General features: G+C 68.2%; 8 protein-coding genes and 3 pseudogenes. 3 read left to right on the forward strand and 8 right to left on the reverse strand.

The features are described from left to right. Nucleotides 1-221: 221 nt before the first annotated feature. Together AC068Z_RS39885 and AC068Z_RS39890 are read right to left on the reverse strand one after the other, a co-directional pair. Nucleotides 222-353: pseudogene (locus AC068Z_RS39885) on the reverse strand (SAM-dependent methyltransferase); the annotation flags it as partial. Between the two features lie 90 nt (nucleotides 354-443). Continuing rightward, a pseudogene (locus tag AC068Z_RS39890) lies at nucleotides 444-1,902 on the reverse strand (NF041680 family putative transposase). A 445-nt stretch (nucleotides 1,903-2,347) separates the two neighbouring features. Here AC068Z_RS39890 and AC068Z_RS39895 point away from each other — a divergent pair. After that, entirely contained in the window at nucleotides 2,348-2,809 is a 462-nt protein-coding gene (locus tag AC068Z_RS39895; protein ID WP_478567842.1) for a hypothetical protein, read from the forward strand. Nucleotides 2,810-3,389: 580 nt separating this feature from the next. Here AC068Z_RS39895 and AC068Z_RS39900 read toward each other — a convergent pair. The 3 genes and pseudogenes from AC068Z_RS39900 to AC068Z_RS39910 form a co-directional block, all read right to left on the reverse strand. After that, a complete protein-coding gene (locus tag AC068Z_RS39900; RefSeq protein WP_478567845.1) occupies nucleotides 3,390-3,629 on the reverse strand; it encodes a hypothetical protein in 240 nt (79 codons plus the stop codon). A 1,064-nt stretch (nucleotides 3,630-4,693) separates the two neighbouring features. Then, nucleotides 4,694-4,927 (reverse strand): annotated as a pseudogene (locus AC068Z_RS39905) (hypothetical protein); the annotation flags it as partial. 20 nt (nucleotides 4,928-4,947) lie between these two features. Next, complete coding sequence (locus AC068Z_RS39910) at nucleotides 4,948-5,217, reverse strand: PadR family transcriptional regulator (protein ID WP_478567848.1); 270 nt, start codon at nucleotides 5,215-5,217, stop codon at nucleotides 4,948-4,950. A 205-nt stretch (nucleotides 5,218-5,422) separates the two neighbouring features. Between AC068Z_RS39910 and AC068Z_RS39915 the strand changes: the two genes are divergently transcribed. Continuing rightward, nucleotides 5,423-6,070, forward strand: coding sequence for a hypothetical protein (locus AC068Z_RS39915; RefSeq protein WP_478567851.1), 648 nt, complete (start codon nucleotides 5,423-5,425; stop codon nucleotides 6,068-6,070). 578 nt (nucleotides 6,071-6,648) lie between these two features. Here AC068Z_RS39915 and AC068Z_RS39920 read toward each other — a convergent pair. Beyond that, nucleotides 6,649-10,200, reverse strand: a complete 3,552-nt coding sequence (locus AC068Z_RS39920; protein ID WP_478567854.1) for a hypothetical protein — start codon at nucleotides 10,198-10,200, stop codon at nucleotides 6,649-6,651. A 257-nt stretch (nucleotides 10,201-10,457) separates the two neighbouring features. Between AC068Z_RS39920 and AC068Z_RS39925 the strand changes: the two genes are divergently transcribed. Further along, on the forward strand, nucleotides 10,458-10,703 hold the full coding sequence (locus AC068Z_RS39925) for a hypothetical protein (RefSeq protein ID WP_478567857.1): 246 nt from the start codon (nucleotides 10,458-10,460) through the stop codon (nucleotides 10,701-10,703). Between the two features lie 624 nt (nucleotides 10,704-11,327). On the opposite strand, the gene AC068Z_RS39930 is transcribed toward AC068Z_RS39925, so the two are convergent. Further along, nucleotides 11,328-13,175, reverse strand: coding sequence for a DUF2637 domain-containing protein (locus AC068Z_RS39930; RefSeq protein WP_478567860.1), 1,848 nt, complete (start codon nucleotides 13,173-13,175; stop codon nucleotides 11,328-11,330). A gap of 163 nt (nucleotides 13,176-13,338) precedes the next feature. Then, nucleotides 13,339-15,975, reverse strand: coding sequence for a bacterial transcriptional activator domain-containing protein (locus tag AC068Z_RS39935; protein ID WP_478567863.1), 2,637 nt, complete (start codon nucleotides 15,973-15,975; stop codon nucleotides 13,339-13,341).

Below are 15,975 nucleotides of genomic sequence, written 5' to 3' on the forward strand. Positions count from 1 at the left end.
TTGCTTCAACTCCATCGGCCCGACGTAGTGACTCAAGCAGCCGCATCAGCTCAGACTGGGACAAGGCCATCGCGTGCTCCTCCGGTTGAACTGGCCGTTCACCATGGAGACTTGCGCGATGGCCTGCCCTTGTTCAGGGAGCATGCACCGCCAGCGGATGCACGCCCCGGGCAGATGCCCGCGCGTTCCGGAACGCTGCCCGGCTACACCACTTCATGGGACGCGATCCCGCCACCTGCGAGCTGGGCCAGACGGTCCACGGCCGGTTCCAGGACCTCGGGCGCGAACATTCCGGAACCGGGAGTGTCATAGTGCTGAGCAGTATCGGCGTCCCAGATCTTCTCCTGCTGCATTCCGCCAACGCTCGCCGCTGGCCCATGCGATGTCCACCGAGTTCTTCAAAGCGCTTGTCATGCAGGCATCAGGAACAGGCGCTGACCTTGTCATTTAACTTTGCGATCTTTGAGACGATTACGTTCCGCGATGGTCTCGGGCCGTCTGGTCGTTTTGCCCATGTCGTGGTGGGTGGCCGGGTGGCGGTTCTTCGACCCAACTGGCCTGCCTGGTCCTGGAGTTGAAGGTTTCGGTGCACGGGCTGGATTGTGCAGGTGCGGACGGAGGTCTCTGAACCCGCGGGGAACGCGGGCGGGGGTGAGCCGGGCCGGTTCGGCCGGCTTCTCCCAGGGGCGTCGGAGATCGGCGGCGGCTTCGCGGGTGAGCCTGAGCTGGGTGTGCGCCGCGATCACGAGCCACGTCCAGCGGTCCGCGGCCTCGGGGCTACGAAGCTTCGGGCGTGTCCAGCCGAGCGTCTGCTTGATCATGCGGAAGGTGTGTTCCAGGTCGAAGCGGCGCAGGAACGCCTGCCAGCGCAGGTCGACGTCCTGGCTGGTCATGCCGGTCTTCGAGGACCACAGCCAAAGAGGCAGCGAGTCCTGGCCACCGGGGAAACGGTCGACTCGCAGGCGGATCAGTGTGCCTTCGAGGACAGGGAGTTCGCCGTCGTGGTCGATCCAGGCGGAGCGGGTGGTGAGCCTCGGGTGGAGGCGGTCCCAGGCCATGGCCTGGGCGGTGCCGTACCGGTCGGTGACCTGCACCGTCTCCGCGTCGGGGGCACCCCAGGTGTCGGGTTTGGCGAAGCGGAACTCCTTGCCGTGCTTGGGCGGCCGCCCGCCCTTGGGGTAGGCCAGGGCACTCCTTGAGCGTGGGCGTGGGCCGTCGCATGACACGGTCGGAGCGCATCCGTCCCAGCACCTCGACGGGCAGGCCGGCCAAGAGGTAAGCCAGGCGCGGGGCGTCGTAGCCGGCGTCGAAGATGACCACGATGTCGGGGTCTTCCGGCTCCCACTGGCCGCCGTCGATCAGGTTGGCCACGACGCGGCGGACCTGGGCGGCGGTGACCTCGGCGACGTCGTCGTCGGGGCCGAGACGGACGGCGTCCAGCAGCTGGCACCAGGAGGTGCGGCCGGTTTCCAACGCGGCGACGAACGAGTACGGCCAGCCCGGGACGAACTGATCGCTGGAGCGACCGTTGCGGCCATAGACGTGGCAGAACAAGCGGTCCGGGCTGCACGGGGCGTCCGGGCGCAGCCAGTTGGTCACATCGACCGCAAGCACGAGCCGGGTGTCCGCCGCCTTGGGCTGCGGCAACGCCGCCAAGGCACGGCGCAGCCCGGCTGTGTCGCTGTGACCGCAGTTCAGTGCGTCGTAGAGCGCGCCGTGGCCGCGACGGTGTTCGGCCAGCAGCGTCAGGTCCACCGGCGAGGTCACCGGCCCGTTCTCGCAGAGCATCGCGTCCGTGAGCTCGAACAGGGTGTCACCGCGCCGGGTCAGGCACGCGTAGAAGTCCTCCCGGAAGTGTGACGCGAAGTCGAACGCGTCCCGCCGGGCATCGTCGTACAGCACACTCACCTCTGCGGCCTTCGTATGAGTCTGTTTCCGTGGCGGAACGCAGGATCATGCGAGGCCGTCCGCCTGTCCGGCGAATTCCCAGGTGAGTGACGTCGTACGACGCCCTGTTCGAGCTCAGAGGTTAAGTAATAAGCTCAGTGGCTGTGCTGAAACTTAAGCTAGACACCAGTGCAGGCAGCAGCAAGAAGCAGGCGTATCTTGGGTACGCGCTCGACGACGTAACGGCAGAACGCCTGCATACACCGGGGGATAAATTGATACAATCCAGCCCCATTTTTTCTAGGAGGTCGGCACGGTACGACGCAAACATGAGTTATCTAGCCGGAAGTGGGCAGTCCATGTCCAGCCTGTTTGGGTTGTCATCCCTGCCGACTACCCAGTTCGGGGACACTGGCGGCTTCTGTACCAGCCCGGCTAGGGGATGCGGATGATGCTCCGGGTGAACAAGACCCGCGTTGTCGGAGCTGCTGTGGCGGCGGCCGGCATCGTGGCTGGGTGGGTGCTCGTCAACGACTGGAGCGACTTGCCAGGCGTGCCGGAGGCCGTGATCAGCTCCGTCGAGTCCAAGGATGTGCGCGTACTGGCCGAAGGGAGCGATTCAAACCCCGGGAATGATTGGGAGCAGTCATACGTACTGATTTATGTGCCATCGAGCGAGGGCCCGGTGGCATCCATTGTCCAGGCGCTCCAGTCGGAAGGCTGGGATACACAGGAAGGGGGTTCTGATTCGCTGTTGCTGTCCGGAGACTATCCCAAACGCCACCCTAAGTACGGCGTGACGGTCCACAGATACGACGATTCCACCTGCCTGGACTATGGAAAGGTGTGTGGAGAATTCGACAAGGCGGCGCGGGATCAGGATGGGGAGCTATTTGTAGCAACATTTATGCCCTACGTCTGACGGCCCATTCCGTAGTTCATCCGTAGGTAACGGCCATCGCGGCCTCTCTACGCGATCGACTACCGGCTCCGCCTGGCATTCACCGCCGCCGAACCAGCCGACCACGTCGCCCGCCTCGGCATCCTGCTCGCCAGCTCCTACGCAGTGCTCTTCAACGAACGCAACGGCCTCAACTCCCAGGCGGTGGCCATCCTCGCCGCCATAGACCCCCACGACCAGGCCCTCCGACGCTAAGGACAAAGGCCGCCTCGTCGCCGTCTACATGGACCGCTGGTACGCACTCAGGGTCCCGCAGGACCTGCCCGTGCAGTCCGCCGACACCGACACCCTCGTCCACGGCACCCTCATGCCGCTCCTACGCGGCTGCCGCACCGTGGCCGACGTCGCCTCCGCTCTCGCCGACCTCGTCATGCAAGACGGGGGCTCGATACGCGACGCCGTCACCCTGGGACTCCGCGGCAACAACGCCCATCAGATCCGGTACTTGCTGACCCGGGCGACCGCCCACGTGGAAGAGGCATGCCTGCGGCCGCACGATGTGCTCGCCTACCTCGACCGGGACCGCTTCCACATCGAGCACCTATGGGCCAACCACCACCACCGCGTTCAGGAAGAGATCCCCGATCCGGTCGTCTTCCGCAGCCGCCGCAACCAGCTCGGCGGCCTCGGCCTGCTCATGGGACGCGAAAACTCCAGCATCAACGACCTGCCCCTCGGCGAAAAGGCCGCCTACTACGCCCGCAGCAACGTCCTGCTGGGGATCATCGCCCCCGGCTACAACCAGCGGAACCCGCTGCTGCGCGAGTTCATCAAGAACCAAAGCCGACCGAGTCCTCAGGCCGTTCGGACCCCGGGAAACAATGACCTCGATCGTCCAGACCCGCCAGGACCTCTACCTGAGCCTGTTCGAACACAGCTGGAACCCCCAACGCCTGGGCCTTCCCGTTACCATGCCTCACGAGCCAGACCCCTCCCACCAAAAGCCTGTCCCACCCCGGCCGGCCGCCGCGCGCCGCAGAGCGGCTGCAGGACGCCGCCGCACAGATGTCGCCAGAATGGTCGCAGCCCACATCATCGAGGCGGGCACGCAGATCGTGCTCACGTACCGCTCCACCGAGCACTGGGCCACCATCGACGAAGACGGCGGCATCATCCTCACCGCGAGCGGAGGCACTCCCTACGGCCGGGTCGACGAAGCCGGCGCCGTCGCCCGCGGCACCAAGACCTGCCAGGGCGTGAACGAATGGCACCACGGCGTAGTCGCCAATCAGGCGGGCACAGGTCACGGGATGCAGTGGGCAATTCGCCCAGGGCACCCGCGAGGGGTCGCGGGCCGTGCTGTCGAGGCTTGTTGCGTGGACGTTGTGGTCACTGCGGCTGCCCGCGGTCCCCGCCCTGGTCTCTGGAGTCGCTTGGCACTGAGGCGAGCTCGATGCCTCGAACTTGGCAGAGCCAGCTGACGAGTAACCGGAGCGCGATTCCGCAACCGGCACACCAGCCCCAGCCCTCGGTGACGAGAGCATGCAAGCCGTCGTGGTGTTGGATGTACACGGCCTGCGCGCCCACGCCCAGTGCGATGAACCCGTGCGTGCGCGACTCGGCCGACAGCATCCAGTCAACAGGGGTCCACAGCGGAGCCGCGAGATCGCTCAGTCGCATTCGGAGCGCCGCGCAAAGGAAGCCAATGGCGTAGCTCATCCTGCGGCGCGAGGAGAGGTCGATGCCGTTCTCGGGATCCCCGGCGAGGACTGCTGACCACTCATCTCGCAGATGTGCCCTTCGGTCTCCGGCGACGAAGGAAGCAAGGTCCAGAGTCCGGCGGGCGGCCCTGCCACTCGCGGAGGCCGTTCGCCTGGCGGCTGGAGACTCCTCCTCCGCTGCCTGCGGACGATTGCGCAGCGCAACGAGCAGCAGGTGGACCGCGGCTACAAGGATCGCCAACGCTGTTGCCGCACCAAATGCCCAGCCGGCGGTGAGGAGCGTCTGGACGAAGGCTGGCTCGGGGCCGAGCATCTTAAGCGCGTAGCCGACGAGCAGGAAGATCGCTGCTGCTGTGCCGAACAGCACAGGCATCAGTACTGCAAAGACAGCCGCCCGTCCAGCACCCGGGGGCTCTGCGCGCGGTTCCTCTGTGCTGGTCACGCGGTACGCCCTTCGGTTGCTGCGCGTCCGAAGAACCGGGGCTTTTGCTCCCTGGCCTGGTGGGCTGCACGCTGGCCGACAGCCGTGAGTTCGTAGTAGTACCGCTTTGGCCGCCCCGGATGCTCACCTGTCTCCGCATACCGGGTGACCCACCCCGCGGCGGCCAGGCGATCGAGGATCGGATAAACGGTCCCGGAGCCGAGATCGGCTTCCTCGCAGATCTTCAGTCCCCATGCGGGATCGTCGGGAGCGGACGTCAGCAGCACTCTTATGACTTCAAGTGTGGGGCGAGTTAGACGAATTGATGCCATGTCACGAGTGAATCATCGCATCAACCATATGTCGAGTACGACATTCGGTGGTCCCAGGGAGCCTACCGTTGCAGCGGACAGACGGGCTCCAGCCGGGTTTGGGCGCCGGGGCGACCTGCCGGGGAGTCAACGGCCACCCGGGCGTCATGCAGAAGCGGGGGTGCTGCTGGCGGATGCTGTCATCTGGGCTACCTCGCAGGCCTCGACGACGCCTCGGGGCACGGCGCGAACGGCGGAGCGTCCCAGGGGCCTGGCCCGGCGCGCGTTCCAGGAGCGGTCCGGCCCGGCCGCCCTGATCCGCGAGGCCGTGCAGGGTGCGCTTGCCCAGCACCGGAGCGACGTCGCCGCAGCGACGGCAGCACTGGTGAAGCGGGCGATCCCGGACGCCAGGCGGCTGCTGGACGAGACCCGCAAGGGCGTCCGCTTCGACGTGATCGCGCACCCCTGGATCCCCGACATCCTCAAGAAGCAGACCGCGCGCGGCGCCGACCAGATCTGGGAGGCCCACCCCAAGTGGACCCGTCACGAACTCCCGCCCGGCCGGCATGAGGTGACCGCCCTTGACATCAACAGCGCCTACCTCTTCGACCTCAAGACGCACCTTCCTCTCGGCCGGCTTGAGCACTCCACCAGCCTGGCGCACGACCGCCGTCGTGCCGGGGTCCACCTGATCACCCCGCCCGAGTGGGAGCACGAGGGGGTTCACCACTGGTGGTCGCCGGGGTGTCCTGCTGGATTGAGGCAGAGGCCGTCGTCGTTGAGGTGGGCTGCTGTGGCGGGGCACTCGGGTAGGACGGCGAGGCGGTAGCCGGTGTTGGCGGGGGAGGGCCAAGTTACCCACCAGGCAGTGCTTGTGCCGTCGGGACGGTCCTGGCTCTGGGCGAGGCAGACGTGTGGCCCTTCGTGGCCGGCTTGGTATTGGCATCGGTGGTCGGTCTCGGCCTGGTGCACGGCGTCGTCGAGGTCTTCGAGCATGGCCCGGTCGGTGTCCGTGACGGTGGTCGTAGCGGTGCAGCGACGGGCGTCTTGGGTGCAGTCAGAGCCTTCCGGATGGCCCTCGGGCAGGTGGCAGTCAGGGCATGATGAGGAGTGAGTCAGGCTATGGCCGGTGGCATCCCACCACAACCAGTAGGTGAGGACCGGAGGTTCCTCGTCCCACGCCTGGGGGTCGACGAGGGCGACATGACGGCCGGGGTGGGACCCGCGTAGTCCGCAGCGGTGTGGGCTGTCATCTTCCAGCAGACCGAGAATGTTCCTTCCGGCGTCAAGATCGAGGAGTTCTTGGAGGCTGAGGGTCAGGGACGCAAGGCAAGTCATGGGGGCAGCATGGCAGCAGGTACTGACACGAAGCCGTCCGCCCGCCGGCACCTGGCGGTGCGTCCCGGTTCATCGTCCGTGGATCCGTGCAGCGTGTTCCCGCTTCTCGGCCTGCCCGAGCAGGTCCTGCTGTTGCAGGCACCCTGCAGCAGCGACGGCCTGCAGCGCGGGCACGCGGCTGGCGAGGTCCGTGAAGTACTCCAGTAGTTCGGCATGCATGCGGGAGCGGTCCCCTGACCAGAAGTCGTACCAGGCCATGGCCGCAGCGATCTGCCCTGCTTCCACCCTTCGCTGCAGAAGCAGGAGGCCAAGTCGTTCCGTGGCTGTGGTGCGCTGGCCCATGAGCGCGGGGACCAAGTCGCCTGGAGCGACCGAATGCTCGTCGAGCAACTGCCTGGCCAGCCCGGTGTCCGGGCCGACGAGGTGGACAAGGGCGCTGTGGCCCACGCGGGACAGGCCGATGCAGCGCACGGCGAGACGGAGGCGGTGGGAGTGCGGGAGGAAGGACAGAATGTGGTCGCTGTCGTGGGGGAGGGGTGAGGCATACCAGCCCCGGTCTGTCATCTCGTGCAGACGTTTGAGGAACCATGCCTCGAACGTGTCGGGGTCGTGCTGCGCCAGGTGGCCAAGAACTTGGCCCGCCCGCCACTGGTTGTGCGGGGACAAGTCATCGAGGCGCAGGCCTTCGACAGCGGTGCGCCAGGCGGTGCGCCATGCCGGGGGCAGCCAGGGACCGTGACGTACGCCGAGGCCAGAGAAGCTGACCGCCGCACTGGCAGCGACGGCGGGCACGGAATGGACCAGCAGCCGGTGCATGACATCGTCCGGCTCGTGGCGGATCAGCATCTCCAGCAGGGCCGTGTCGGCCGACGTCAGCGAGGAGATCACCATTTCTCCCGTCTCATCCACGACGTCGCGTGCAAGCACGGTGCTGATGACCATCGACCGGGTGGAGGGATCGTCAAGGGCGGATCGCAGCACAGGGGTCGGTACGCAGTCGGGCCCCGTGCTGAACCACTGCCGGAGGGCGGCCCCCAGCAGGAGTATGTTGCCCGACGCGGCGGCCGTCTGGTACCAGGAGGACGGCTCGGTCATCAACTCGCCCATACGGACGGCGGTCAGATGCCCGGCGGCGCTGTCACCTGCGACTGCTGCCTGCCCGGCCAGTTCATCGAACCGTGCGACACCTGCACGAGGTCCCAGCGCCACCAATTTCTCCGCAAGCGCATGTGCCCGGGTGAATACCGCCTCGGTAGCTTCCTCGTAGTCTGGGGCGATGCGGGCACTCGCCCATTCGCAGAAGGCTTCTAGGTCGGGGTCGATGTCGAAGTCGGGCAGCAGGTGTCCGACCTCTTCTGCCTGCGGCCTCAGCCATGCGAGTCCCCGGTGGGCGCGCAGCGCTGTGCCTGGATGACGCAGGAGCAGCGGTCGGAGGGTGTCCATGAGGAGACTTCCACCCTCGGCACCGCACCGCCGCTGCTCAGCAGAAGGGGCCCGGTCCTGCCCTGCCGCGGTATTCAGGCCCAGACGGATCCACCCCAGCGCCGTCTCGAGCAGCACGACCAGCGCCGCGGGCGGACAGGAGATATCGCCCCCCTGTGTCGGCTCACTGTTCAGTGCCGGCACTACCTGGTTCCACAGATGCAGCAGACCTGACAGGTTGTCGGCACTGTCGATGCCTCGGACAAACGTGATGGTGTCCAACGCCCCTGGGTTGGTCCAGTCGCCAGACACCCCGACGCTGAAGATGCCCGCCAGGGCTTCGGTGGCCACACTCCAATGCTCGACCGAACTGCGGTGCCTGCACATCCAGCTGAGCACCGCCTGTAGCAGACGCGCGCGAATCTCCAGGGAGGTGCCGAAGTCCGGATCGACCACGACCGCCAGGTCACTGAGCACCCGCAGCGGATGTTCTGGGGTGGAGTTACGGCGCCGTGTGTCGCCCACGGCCAGCGACAGCAACCCTTCGACCGCCTCCGGCAGCAGAAACTGGCGCGCGCTCTGGATCAGCTGGTGGACGGCTGCCCGCCCGACGGGATCGGTGCTTACCCCGTAGATCTCCACCGGCTCGCGCTCGGCGGCGAGCGCGGTCAACGCGCCTCGCACGGCGAATGCGGCTGCCTGCGGATCCAGGTGTGCGTACTGCGCTACGACCGCGAAGATGTCGGCACTCCACGTGGTGGGATCGGACAGTGACCTGATCCACATCTCCGCCTGATCCCGGGCCTGAGGGGCGGAAGACACTGCGGCGGCCGACATCACCGACGAGGCGAGATCCAGCGCGCGGTCGGGGAACGCCGCCGTCAGCGTGCCCCACGGCCGGCGCGCCGGGCTGGTGAAGAACCAGCGTGTCACCAGCGGCGCGCACAGTGTCGGCTGCAGCTGCCAGGCGCCGCGGGCCAACTCGACCAGGCCGTTGTGCGCAAGGTCTTCCATGACGCCTGACAACTCGGCCGGAGCCACAGCGACCACAGGCGCCAGCTCGTACAGGGTTTCCGGCGAGGCCCCGCCGAGTGCGGCAACGCATGCCAGCACGTCCAACACCGTGGGCGAGGAAGTGACCTCGCGCAGATGACGCTCGACGTGGGCCATGTGCGCTCTGCCGCTGAAGACATCCCCGTCCTGTCCGCCGGACAGCAGCGCGCACAGGGTCACCGCCCATCCGGGGCGGCCGGCCGCCTGGTCGAGTACGGCGGCCCGAGCCCGGTAGCCCGTCACTCCCACAGAGGTCACCAGCTCGTTCATCTGCGACCGTTCGAGGAGCCCGATGGGGATGACCGTCGCATCGGGCAGCCACTCGAGGACGTCCTCGAGACGATCGGGCCAGGTGGTTGCCACCACAGAGAAGGAATGCTCTGTCTGCTGGCGGGCCTGTCGCACTGCACGCACTCCCTCGGGATGAGCGTGCGCATCGTCCACGATCACCACGCCGGGCCGCGTCAACAGCAGTTCGTCTGGAAGGTGGTGCAGGGAAGCTGGCCCGAGGTAGAAGGCGCTCTCGCCGAGCTGCCCGGTCAGCCGCGTCTTGCCTACTCCCGGGACACCGACGATCACCACGTCCTTACCGGACGCCACAGCACCGGACAGGACCTCGAGTTCGGACTCTCTGCCGATCAGTATCTGCGAAGACGCCGTCAGCGCGGTCTCCAAGGGCACCTCAAGCAAGGCCCCCAGCCGGCCCTCGACACCCAGCAGACTCCGGCGCCACGCCGCATCCTGGACCAGCTGCTGCACAAACCATTCCTGGGCATAGACCTCCGCAGGCGGCAGCCCTCGGGCCGTGCACATCTGATCCAGCACCCTGCGGGTACGCGCATCGACCGGACGCGAGCAGGCCACGACGACCAGGTCAACGCGCAGACCCTCCTCGTCCATACGGCGCAGGCCTCTGCGCACGTTGGCCACCGGATCACCTGTGGTGACCAGAAGACGTCCACGCGCTCCGGGAGAACTGCTGCCATGGGGAAAGTAGATGTCGGCGTCACGGCCGAAGTCATGGCCGCCCTCAACCGCCGAGAGCCCCGGGTACCGCGATTGCAGCAGAGCGCAGGCGCACCGCTCGAACTCCGTAGGGTGCACGGCTTCGTTGAGTGCCTGCCGTACACGAGCCGGAAGATTCACGACACCACATGTTACGCAACCTGTCGCAGGTCAAGGACGGCCTGCGACCGGCGGGGTCCTCAAGGCTCATACGCTGCGACGCCGAAGAGCGGGGCAGCCACCCCTCCAATCGCATTGCCGACCCGGCGACTCCCTGGCCCTTCGCCGGGCCCCTCTTCCGTGAACCTGGAACGACCAAGCCGATCCGCGTGGGCCTGACGCTGCTCACCCATCTATACGTAGGGCAAAGCTGCCTGCCGATGCCAGGGGAAGTATCTATGTCAGACCACCGGAACAGCGATGACCCATCGGCACCGCCGACACTGGTCTCACGCGCGCGCCAGGCGATCCTCGGCATCGGCCTGGTCGCACTGCCCGCTGCTCTCGCCTTCATCAACCCGGTACTGGGCACCGCGGTCGGAGCCGTCGAGCTCACCGTGGTCCTGGTCATTCTCCTGACCGCGATCTACGGGCACGAGCGAGCGGGCCTTCCGCATCATCCGCCTGGCCCTCAACGGCGCTGAGCCCGTCGCTGCGCGAGCCGAAAGCTGAGCCGACCGGCCCGCAGGTGAGGACGGCACTGCCATGCTCGTAGAAGAGATGCGCCCACCACCGTGGGGTAGCTGCCCGGACAGCATCTATCACTTCGTGGAGGGACGGGACCGGACCGGCGGAGGCACCTGATAGAGACAAGCGCGGGCAGTGGAAGGCCGGCGGATCAGAACGACGACGCGCCCGAGGGGTGCGACGGCGGCAACCCGGGCCTGCCGAGACGGAACTCTCTTTCGCCGGCCTTGCCCCGACCACGAAGTCTTCGGGGACCTCGATCCACGGCGAACGCGCACCCGCCAGGGGCCGATGGCCCGAACCCACCTGCACTGCGGAGGAGACGGCCCGGCACCTGGCCATCGAGGACGCCCCGAACTACCTGCAGGACCAACTTGAGCCGGACGGGGATGGTGCCGTCGGAACTGTCGAGTTCACGGTGGCGGAGGTTCGGCGGCTCCTGGCAGCCTGTGATCCCAGACCCCCGCACCTGCGCGGACATCGAGGACCGCGTCACGCGCTGAGCTGGCCGTCTGGCGATGCCAACGCCAGACGACAGTGCAGAGCACAGCGGCTCGATCACTCAAAGTGATTGGAGCTAGTTATCGTCGTGTGTCGCCGTGGCGATGGAGGAGGGTTTGCCAGCGTCGTTCGAAGTCGGCGGTCTGGTCGGCGAGGTAGTCGGTGGTGAGGGGTTTGTTGTATTGCGCGGTGATTTTCTGGGCTGCGCATTGCTGGGCAACGGCCTTGAGCGAGGGTGGATTGCTGTGTTCTCGTTGTTGGGCCCAGATGTTGTAGACGCGAAAGGGCAGGAGGTAGCGGCGCAGGGTGGCTGGGCTGACTGGTCTGTTGCTGCGGCCGCGCAGTCCTTTGCTGGCCAGATGGGCGGAGAGTTCCTCGGCTTCCTGTGTTGAGGATTGCGGGCGGCCTTCGTTGTGTGTCTGGTGTTCCTTCCATGCCAGGTAGTAGTGGTCGACGGTGGTGAGGTCGGCGGGCCCGTTGGGTGATGCCTCGTCGATGGCGGCTTTCCCTTGCGGGGTGTGCTGCTTGTCGGCGGCCTGCGTGCCGACGCCGCTGGGTGCTGCCTCGCGCCCCTCTTTTGGCAGGGGTTGTGCAGCGGCACCCTCGCTGGGAGCGGCGCGAGGTCGTGGCGACGGCTGGCCACCGGTCTCGTTCAAGGCCGGTTGGTGGCTGCCGCTGTTGTGCTTTTGGAAGTTTGCGGCGAGTGCTGCCGGGTCGTTGCCGGTGGGGTGACGGTTGCCGTCTGCGGTGACGGAGTTTCGTTGGTTGGTGTGCTCGGCCGGGTTGGCTGGATCCGGGTATGCGCTGTGCTGATGCTGTTGATGTGTACGCCGGGCACGGTGGCTGTAGTCGTACCACCGCCCGGCCGGCTCGGATTCTTCGCTGATGGCGGACTCCTGTGGATCAGGCCCGTGGCGCGCCTGGAGGACGTGGAGTAGCGGCTGCACCTGGCCCTTAAAGTCCGGGTCACCGGTTCCCGTCCAGATGCCGTGGGTGTCGCGGAGCCAGGAGGCCCACTGCGCCGGGGTCGGCTCAGCCTGGAAGCGGGTGAGGTAAGCCCGGTATGCCTCAGCGGAGCGCTCAGCGGCTTGTGCGGTCGGCTCGTGAGGATTGTGCGTCCGCTCGGTCCTCTCAGTCGGAGTGGGGAAGGGGGCCCGGACCGCTTCCGCCGCTGTGGGTTTCAGCTCGGCCGCTGGCTGCTCGTGCTGCGCCGCGGTGTCGAGTGCGGTGCCTTCCGGCGGTGTGGCGGCGGGGACGCGTTCGACGGTGAACTGGCTCGGCGGTTCCTTGATACCGGCCGCGGCGAGGCCAGCAGGCGCGGTCTGCGCCAGGGGGACGCCGTACTTGGCCAGGCGCAGCGGTATCAGGGACTCCACCGGGGCCTTGCGGCGCCAGGACCGGCCGTAGCGGGAACGGAGGCGGGCCTGGTAGACGAGGCGTTGCTGTTCCAGTTTGATGGCCTGTTCGTAGGAGCGCAGTTCCCACAGTTTCATCCGGCGCCACAGCAGGAGCGTCGGCACGGGGCTGAGCAGCCAGCGGGTGAGGCGGACGCCCTCCGTGTGCTTGTCCGCCGTGATGTCCGCGATGCGGCCGATCGCGTGGCGGGCGGCTTCTACCGCGACCACGAACAGGATCGGGGTCACCGTGTGCATGGCGATGCCCAGGGGGTCGGGCCAGGTGGCCGCGCCGTTGAAGGCGATGGTCGACGCGGTGAGCAGCCATGCCGTCTGGCGCAGCAGGGGGAGGGGGATGCGGGTCCAGGTCAGGAGCAGGTCCAGGGCGAGCAGGACGCAGATCCCTGCGTCGATGCCGATCGGGAAGAGGTAACTGAAGTCCCCGAAGCCCTTTTTGATGGCCAGGTCGCGGACTGCGGTGTACGAACCGGCGAAGCCGATACCGGCGATGATCACCGTGCCGAGCGCCACCACGCCGATGAGAACGCGGTGTGCTCGGGTCAGAGGGGGTATCTCGCTCGTCCTCGCAGTCACGCTCCGCCCCCTGTGTGCCCCACAACTGATCTTCTCTCCACGTCTGCAGCGTGAGTGTCGTCAGCGCTGGTGCTCGAGCAGATTGCTCGGACGGTTCTCGTGATCATGCTGAGTGGGTGTTGGTGAGGAGCTGGTGGATCAGTTGCTCGGTCTCGGGTTCGAGGGGGCAGTCGAGTGCCCGGTTGACCTGCTGCAGGCGGCTGATCGCGGTGTGCAGGCCGGCCCGGTTGTTGGCTGCGTGTTCGATGCGCATCCAGTCGCGGTAGAGCAGCTCGGAGGTGTCGTCGACGTCGTGGCCGGTTGCGACGGCCTGGCGGGCTGCCATGAGGTTGTGGTGCGGGCCGGGCTTGGTCCGGTAGGTGGCGATGGTGTGGGCGACGTCGATGATCCGGGTGGTCATCTCCTGCTGCAGCGGTGCGGCCCAGGGTGGGGGTTTGTCGCCGAAGGGGCGGCCGCGGACGAGTGCGAGGGCTTGCTGGAGGTGGGGGAGTCCGGCGGGGCCGAGGGTTTGGGCGTGGTCGGTGAGCAAGCGGAAGTGGTCGAAGTCGCAGGGCACGTGGGGGGAGAGCTGGTAGGGGGCGTCCGCGTGGTGGCGGCGGGGGACGTAGGGGTGGCCGTCGGGGTCGTGGCCGAGGTTGCGGCGTAGGCCTTGGAGGCGGGCGTTGAGGGTGTCTTTGGTCCAGGGGTGGTCGGGGTCCATGTCGGCGCAGAGGGTTTCGGCGCTGCGGCCGGGGCGGAAGTAGAGCAGGGCGGCGAGTTGGGCTTGGCGGGGGCCGTGTCCGGTGGGTGGGACGCGGTCCATCTCGACGGGGCCGAGGACGCGCAGTTGCGGCGCCGGCGGGTGGGTTGATGCCGGTCGGGTGCCGGTTGCGGGTGGTGTGGTGCGGGGCGGGGCGGGTGCGGTGGCCTGGCGGGGGATGTTGGGTGAGGGGGCCTGCGGGCGCGGGTTGGTGGCGGCGAGCAGGGCGGGGTAGATCGTGCCGTCGTCGGTGTGGGGCGCTGAGGGGGCGGGCTGCTGCGGCCCGGCGTGCTGCCCCCGCTCGTGCGGCGGGTGCGGTGCGCGGGCCTGGCCCGGTTCTCCCTGCCGGTCTGGGGTGTCCTGCCGGCCGGGGGCGTCCGGCCGGCCGGGCTCTCCCTGTCGGCCCAAGGCGTCCGGCCAGCTGGGCTCTTGGGGCTGGCCCAAGTCTTCTGGCTGGCTTGTCTGTTGTGGCTGGGGTTGGTCGGGTTGCTGGTGGGGTTGCGGTGGGGGGTGAGCTGTGTGGAGGGGGGTTTGGGTTGTTGGGGGGTGGGGTGTGTTGGTCGGTGTGCGGGTGAGGTGCTGGTAGTCGGTGGGTGTGAGGCGTTGCAGGGTGACGTTGGTGTGGGTGCCGGATACGGGCTGGGGGTTGGTTGCGGAGGCGTTGAGGGTTTCTGCGTCGGGGAAGTGGTCGGCGAGGGTGCGGGCGGGGCCGATCAGGGTGATGCGGGCGCGCCGGGCTGTGCGGATGATGTCGGGGAGCTGGGTTGCGGCGTCGGTGCTGAGAGTGGGGGCGAACAGCAGGAGTACGGGCTCACGCGCTTCTGTGGGCTGCTGGTGGATTTCCAGGAGGCGGGCGTTGAGTTCGCGCAGCGCCTGGCCGGCGTGGGGCAGGTGGGTGATGGGGCGGGCCGGGAGCAGGCGGGGTAGGTCGTCGCCGAAGGCGATGGTCCAGATCTCGGTGTCGTCGGCCCAGGGGCTCAGGGCTGCTTCGAGGGCGAGGGTGGTGCACACGGCGGTGATGTGGTCGGGGCTTCCCTCAAGGAGCAGTGCGGGTTGTTGGGAGAGGTCGGTCAGGAGCTGGGCGCCGTCGCTGGTGGTGCCGAGGGTGACGAGGCCGGGGCAGGGGGGCGGGACGGTGGAGGCGGTGTGTGCGTCGAGGAGTACCGCGTCTTGTGGCAGCGTCCACCAGTGGTGCGGCCCGGTGGTGAAGGGCGGCACAGGCTTGCGGCGGTCATGGGGCAGTACCTGCAGCGAGGTGGCGGTGATCCGTGCTGCCCGCAGCGGGCCGGGGGCGTGGCCGTGGTGGGCGAGGGTGCGCAGGGCGGCGTCCAGACGGGCCAGGCCGGCACCGTCCTGGGCGGGTGCCGCACCGCCGGCGGGTGCCGGGGGCGGGGCGGGCGAGGCGCCGGGCGTGTGGCGCAGACGGCGGATTAGGCGAAGCGCGAGCAGCGCGGTGAGCCCGGCTGCCAGCAGTGCGCCCAGGCCCAGCAGCGGGCGCAGCGCCGGACGGTGGAAGGCCGGGGTGGCGGGGGCCGGCGCGGCAGTGGGGGCGGAGGAGGGAGCTGCGGTGCGGGCAGGGGCGGAGGGCCTGGCGCTGTGGGTGGGTGCCGGTGAGGCGGTGCCGGGCTGCCCGGCGGGTGCGCCGGCGGAGGCGGTGCCGGACGGGACGAGGGACGCATCGTGTCTGGTCCGTCTTCCGGGGTGGTCTTCGATGAGCTGGCGCAGAGCGAGCGTGGTGGTCCCGAGGTCGAGGTCGAGGATTTTGCGCGGGGCGAGGGTGGCGCCGTGAGGCAGGGCGAGCGCGCCGTCGTCAGGGGCGGGGGATTCCGGCAGCCGCGTAGCGCTGGGGCTGGGGGTGTGGTGGGGTGCGGCGGTGGCGTCGGGGTGTGGTGTCAGGGCCCAGGGCAGGGCCGCGGCGAGGAGGAGGACGGTCCCGGCGGTCAGCGCACGCCGGCTGCGGGTGCTGCGCCGGCGTTGGCGGGCGGGGGTGGGGTGGGCCAT

The sequence above is a fragment of the Streptomyces sp. NPDC043726 genome (assembly GCF_056436565.1).

What these genes read in the sequence shown, in the direction of transcription:
- AC068Z_RS39925 (WP_478567857.1), top strand. Translation starts at nt 10,458, where the DNA reads ATGTCAGACCACCGGAACAGCGATGACCCATCGGCACCGCCGACACTG.
- AC068Z_RS39935 (WP_478567863.1), bottom strand. Translation starts at nt 15,975, where the DNA reads ATGGCCCACCCCACCCCCGCCCGCCAACGCCGGCGCAGCACCCGCAGC.